Genomic DNA, 5,708 nt, shown 5'->3' on the forward strand with positions numbered 1-5,708 from the left:
CCAATTTTTGCCCAATGGGTGATTTCTTTAAACCTTGTCCTAGCAGGGCTAAGGCTGGGTTTAAAAAATCGCCAAGTGGGTGAAAAGTGGGTTTCTGATGATTGTTCCTATTTATGCAAAGGTCTCAAAGGGTATAAAGTCTAAATAATTGCCAATACATTCTCAGGCGGTCGCCCAATTACCGTGCCTTTATCAGTTTTCACAATGGGGCGTTCAATGAGAATTGGGTTATCAACCATTGCTTGAATTAAATCATCTTCACTCAGTGATTCATCATCCAGATTGTTGGCTTTATAAGGGGCTTCGAAAGTGCGCATTAACGACCTAGCATCTAAGTCTAATTCGCCAAGCAGTACTTTTAATTCTTGAGCTGATGGCGTATCATCTAGATATTTAATTACTTGAAAGTCAACGCCTTTTTCTTCTAAAATAGCTAAAGTCAGCCTAGATTTTGTACATCTAGGATTGTGATAAATTATTGCACTCATACTTAAAATTCCATAATGAAAAAAATCCTTATTATACTCGCACTGATTCTTCCTTTAAGCGCTGTTCAGGCAATCATACCCGACAAAACTTTAACCAAAGGCAATCACAAGAAGTCCATTCAAATGCCTAAATTTTCGGTGATAGATATCAATAACAAAACCCATAATAACGACACGGTTAAGGGGAAATACTTGGTGGTTAATTTTTGGGCAACTTGGTGTCCACCTTGCCTAAAAGAAATCCCTGCCTTTGTTGATTTTTACGAAAAAAATTCAGACAGAGTAGAAATATTAGGGGTAAATTACGAACAAGCCGACATTGATAAAATTATTGATTTCACTGACACCTATATGGTAAATTATCCGATTATTTTATCCAATAGCAACAACCGCAAGGAGTTCGAAAAGTTTGGTAAGATTATTGGTCTGCCAACCACTTATGTGTATGCACCAGATGGCTCGCTGGTTGATTCTTTCATGGGAGAGGTTGATATCAAAACTTTAAAAAAAGCAACACAACAATAAATCTTGCAAAGACAGTTTAAACCCAAGTCTTGGCTGCTAAATTTTCATCTCTGACTAATCTCGGCACTAAATAGCCACTAAGTTGTTTTTGCAATACTTTGTGTAACTGCTGCGCCTCTTCATCACTCACTAAAAAATGCTCTGCACCCCTGACTTTATCCAATAAATGTAAATAATAAGGCAGGATGCCTAATTCAAACAAACCCATAGAAAGCTTACTTAAAGTTGATACACTGTCATTCACACCTTTTAACAAAACAGATTGATTCAGCAAAGTAACGCCACTTAATGCTTGTATCGCCTTAGCAAAGTCATTGGATAATTCATTGGCATGATTGACATGAGTTACCAATACAACATTTAGTCTACTTTGACTAAGTAGTTTGATTAGCTTTTCGGTTATTCGACTTGGTGTTACAACAGCACTACGCGTATGGATACGCAAGTTTTTAATGTGTGGAATATTTTCAATACCCTTGATGAGTTGTGCAAGCTTCTCATCACTCAAACTCAAAGGGTCGCCGCCACTTAATATCACTTCGTTAATTTTAGGGTGGCGATAGATATAATCTTCAATCGCCAAATAGTTGCTCACTGCGTCATGCCCAATATAATTAAAATTTTGCCGAAAACAATACTGACAATGAATGGCACAAACCCTAGATGTAATCAGTAAAACCCGATTGGGGTATTTGTGTATCAGCCCCGCAACAGGCGAATTTTCTTCATCCTTCAATGGCTCAATCGAGAAGTCCAGCGTCTCAATTTGAGGTTTAATTGAGGGGATTACTTGTTTTAGTAGTGGGTCGTTGGGATTGTCTTTGTCAATGAGGCTGGCAAATTCCAAGGGGATTTTAATAGGAAAGCTTTGGTCTTGAAATTGCTGAGATTGAAAAAAAGCATTACAATTGTCTGCGCCTTTGAGCGTGTTGCGTGCGTTATGTTGCCAATTATTATTCATAAAAAAAAGCCCCGTTATAGTCGGGGCTTTTTTAAATTTCTTTGCAATCAGTGATTAGCAAAAATTCGCAAAGTTTTCTTCTGTATGAGCTTTGCCATCTTCATAGCCTGATTCCCATTCATCCGTAATTCTTTGCTCTTCAATCTCAGGATTATTTAAAAAACCAGCTACCCAACCTTGAATGTAGTTGTCATTTACGCCCATTTCTTCCATTTTTTTAACACCTTCGTAGTATGTCATCACTGATACTCCTTACTTTACAATAATATAATGTTTATAATTCTTCACTCTTATAAACTTCGGCTCTATATAAGAGAAAGACGATATTATACCATTTGCAAACCAATTGACAATAAAAATTTATGAATTTACCTGAAATAATTAATAAGCTAAATAACGAGCAATCACAAGCAGTCACCCTAGATAGCGCACAAAATGCCTTGATACTTGCAGGTGCAGGTTCTGGAAAAACCAGGGTTCTAATCCATAGAATTACTTATTTAGTCACGCAAAAAAATGTTCATCTTGATGATATCTTAGCCGTCACCTTTACCAATAAGGCTGCTAATGAAATGCGAGAGCGACTCAATGTATCGCTTGCACGACCCATCAGAAGCATGTGGGTTGGCACTTTCCACGGATTGGCACATCGCCTGTTACGCGCCCATCCTGCTGAGGCAAATCTCAGCTCTCAATTTCAAATTTTAGACCAGCAAGACCAGTATCGCATTGTTAAACGCTTAATGAAAGAAATTCAACTTGACGAAAGTAAATTTCCAGTTAGGAAAGTTCAATGGTTTATCAATCAGCAAAAAGACGAAGGCATTCGCCCTAATGACATTGAAGCGGGACACAATTATTTTGTCAAAAAAAGTCTTGAGATATTTAAATTGTATGAAGCACATTGTCATGCCAATGATTTGATTGATTTTGCTGAATTACTGGTACGCAGCTATGAATTATTGAAAAATAATCCAGCTCTGCTTTCACACTATCAAACCCGCTTTGCACATATTTTAGTAGACGAATTTCAAGACACCAATACCATGCAATACAAATGGATTAAGTTGTTATTTAACGGCAATAATAAAGTGTTTTGTGTGGGTGATGACGACCAATCTATTTACGGCTGGCGTGGGGCAAAAATTGAAAACATCCTCAAACTTGAAAAAGATTTTGCGCCTCTTCAAACCATCCGCCTTGAGCAAAATTATCGCTCAACAGGTAATATTTTAAATGCTTCCAATGCACTGATTGCTCGAAATTCAAATCGTATGGGTAAATCCCTATGGACAGATGCTGGCGATGGCGAATTGATTGATTTGTATGAAGCACGCACGGAAACTGACGAAGCAGATTTTGTCATTAGTGCCATTCAAAAACACCTTGACAACGGCGCATCGGCTAATGAGTGTGCTATTTTGTATCGCTCAAATGCGCAATCTAGAGCCTTTGAAGAACGATTGATTAAATACAATATCCCTTATATTATTTATGGTGGTTTACGCTTTTTTGAACGCGCTGAAATCAAAGACGCCTTGGCTTATTTACGCCTTATAGAAAATAGTGCTGATGGTGTTGCCTTTGAACGAGTGGTTAATTTTCCAACCCGTGGTATTGGCGCTACGACGGTTGAAAAAGTACGGGTATTTGCACGAGAAAATCAAACCCAGTTATTCCAAGCAGCGATTAGTATGGCATCAACCTTACCCTCGCGTGCTGCCAACGCCTTGACTGGATTCACTCAATTGATTGAGCGCATGCAAGACGACACCAAGCACTTAGATTTATCTGAAAAAGTTGCTTATGTGATTAAGGAATCTGGACTTGTTGCACATTATTCAAACGATAAAACTGATAAAGCAGGTAGTAAAACTGCAAACTTAGAAGAACTCATTACTGCCGCCAAGCAATACAATCATGAAGAAGACAGCGATATGAATGAGACCATGGGCTTTATTTCTCAATCTTCACTTGACTCTAGTGGTGATGCCAATTCACCGCCCACACAAAATGTACAACTTATGACCATTCACTCTGCCAAGGGTTTGGAGTTTCCTTATGTATTTTTAGCAGGCTTAGAAGAAGACTTATTTCCCTCTAGGCAGTCCAAAGATGAGCCACATTTAATAGATGAAGAAAGGCGTTTATGCTATGTCGGCATGACGCGAGCAATGAAAAAACTCACCATGTCATTTGCGATAAAACGCTTTTTGCATGGACAATCTATTTACGCTTATCCATCTCGATTCTTATCAGAATTTCCAAAAAAACACCTTAATCAGATTAAACAAAAATACGGCGCAACACCACAAAATTACCAAACAGATGATGTCTTTAATCAAGACATTAAACCACAAGCAAATGGTGATTTATCGATTGGCAGAACTGTTAAACACGCCAAATTTGGTTTTGGCACCGTGCTTAATTTTGAAGGTGATGGCGAGAGTGCCAGAGTGCAAGTTAAATTCAAAACTGCGGGCACTAAGTGGCTAATTAGCGCTTATGCTAATTTAGAGTTTCATTAATCCAAAGATAAAAATAACCCGTATAGTGCCGATCCTTGTGCCACTTTTGGCGGGTATTATTTAATGCTATTTTTGTTAAATTAAGATAGAATTGTAATACCCCCATTTTCCATACAACTCTAAAGTAGAGGCTTGACTGTTTACAGTCATCTTATTACGCCACCTTTGCTCTTGGCGGTATCCCGCCTAGAGCAAAATATGGTCGTTCATTATTATAAACCCATAACCACTGAGTGGTTAAATTTTGTGCAGACTCAACTGAATCAAATAAATGAAGGTCCAAGCACTCCTGCCTTACTGTTCGATTAAATCTCTCAATATAGGCATTCTGTGTTGGCTTTCCTGACTGAATGTATCTGAGTTCAATATCACACCCTTGTGCCCAATCTCGTAGTGCTTGAGAGATATATTCAGGACCATTATCACATCTTATAGTTTTGGGTTTGCCACGCCATTCGATGAGTCGTTCTAATGATTGAATAACCCGTCTTGCTGGTAGTGATAGATCAACATCAATGTTTAAGCCTTCTCGGTTATGGTCATCAATAACATTAAAGACTCTAATGCTTCTGCCATCTGTGAGTGAGTCTGCCATGAAGTCCATTGACCAAGTTTGATTAATTTTACTGGGCACACTCAGTGCTTCGGGCTTGTCTCTTTTGATTCTTCTTCTGAGCTTGATTCTTAGGTTAAGTTCCAATTCTCGGTAAATGCGATACACTCGCTTATGGTTAAATTTGTAGCTTTTAATGTTACGCAAGTACAAATAGCACAACTTAAAACCCCAGCGCTTGTGCGTTGTGGTTAGGCGTATTAAATAATCCGCAATTAGGATATTATCATTGCTTAATTTTGATTGATAGTAATAAGTGCTTTTATTGATGTTAAAACAAGTGCAAGCAAAACCAACTGAGACTTGGTGCTTATTTTTGAGTTTATTCGCCATCTTCTTGCGAGAAGATGGCGTTAGAGCTTTCCCTCAAGTGCCTCTAATCTGATTTGAGACATTAAGCGCTCATCTGCATACATCTTTTTGAGTCTTGAATTCTCTACTTCCAGCTCTTTAAGTCTTTTAACAATATTAGAGACCTTTGCATAAATAGGGATGATTAGCAAAATCCAATTTTTGCCCAATGGGTGATTTCTTTAAACCTTGTCCTAGCAGGGCTAAGGCTGGGTTTAAAAAATCGCCAAGTGGGTGAAAAG

General features: G+C 38.2%; 5 protein-coding genes and 1 pseudogene. 2 read left to right on the forward strand and 4 right to left on the reverse strand.

What is annotated here, in order from left to right:
* Window positions 1-140: 140 nt before the first annotated feature.
* Window positions 141-488, reverse strand: coding sequence for an arsenate reductase (glutaredoxin) (gene arsC, locus BBROOKSOX_RS08540; RefSeq protein ID WP_139661012.1), 348 nt, complete (start codon window positions 486-488; stop codon window positions 141-143).
* A 15-nt stretch (window positions 489-503) separates the two neighbouring features.
* On the opposite strand from arsC, the gene BBROOKSOX_RS08545 reads away from it, so the two are divergent.
* Window positions 504-1,013 carry a TlpA family protein disulfide reductase gene (locus tag BBROOKSOX_RS08545; protein WP_139661015.1) on the forward strand — a complete coding sequence of 170 codons (510 nt, stop codon included), beginning with the start codon at window positions 504-506 and terminating at the stop codon, window positions 1,011-1,013.
* A gap of 16 nt (window positions 1,014-1,029) precedes the next feature.
* Here the strand turns inward: BBROOKSOX_RS08545 and epmB are convergent, their stop codons facing one another.
* Complete coding sequence (gene epmB, locus BBROOKSOX_RS08550) at window positions 1,030-1,974, reverse strand: EF-P beta-lysylation protein EpmB (RefSeq protein WP_139661017.1); 945 nt, start codon at window positions 1,972-1,974, stop codon at window positions 1,030-1,032.
* 54 nt (window positions 1,975-2,028) lie between these two features.
* Window positions 2,029-2,214, reverse strand: a complete 186-nt coding sequence (locus BBROOKSOX_RS08555) for an Alvin_2107 family globule sulfur oxidation protein (RefSeq protein WP_139661025.1) — start codon at window positions 2,212-2,214, stop codon at window positions 2,029-2,031.
* Between the two features lie 122 nt (window positions 2,215-2,336).
* On the opposite strand from BBROOKSOX_RS08555, the gene uvrD reads away from it, so the two are divergent.
* The gene (uvrD, locus tag BBROOKSOX_RS08560) at window positions 2,337-4,502 is read left to right on the forward strand and encodes a DNA helicase II (RefSeq protein ID WP_139661020.1); all 2,166 of its coding nucleotides are present in this window, start codon (window positions 2,337-2,339) and stop codon (window positions 4,500-4,502) included.
* Window positions 4,503-4,656: 154 nt separating this feature from the next.
* Here uvrD and BBROOKSOX_RS08565 read toward each other — a convergent pair.
* Window positions 4,657-5,588: pseudogene (locus BBROOKSOX_RS08565) on the reverse strand (IS3 family transposase); the annotation flags it as partial.
* Window positions 5,589-5,708: the final 120 nt, after the last annotated feature.

This window comes from bacterium endosymbiont of Bathymodiolus sp. 5 South, assembly GCF_900128535.1.
Classification (GTDB): domain Bacteria; phylum Pseudomonadota; class Gammaproteobacteria; order PS1; family Pseudothioglobaceae; genus Thiodubiliella.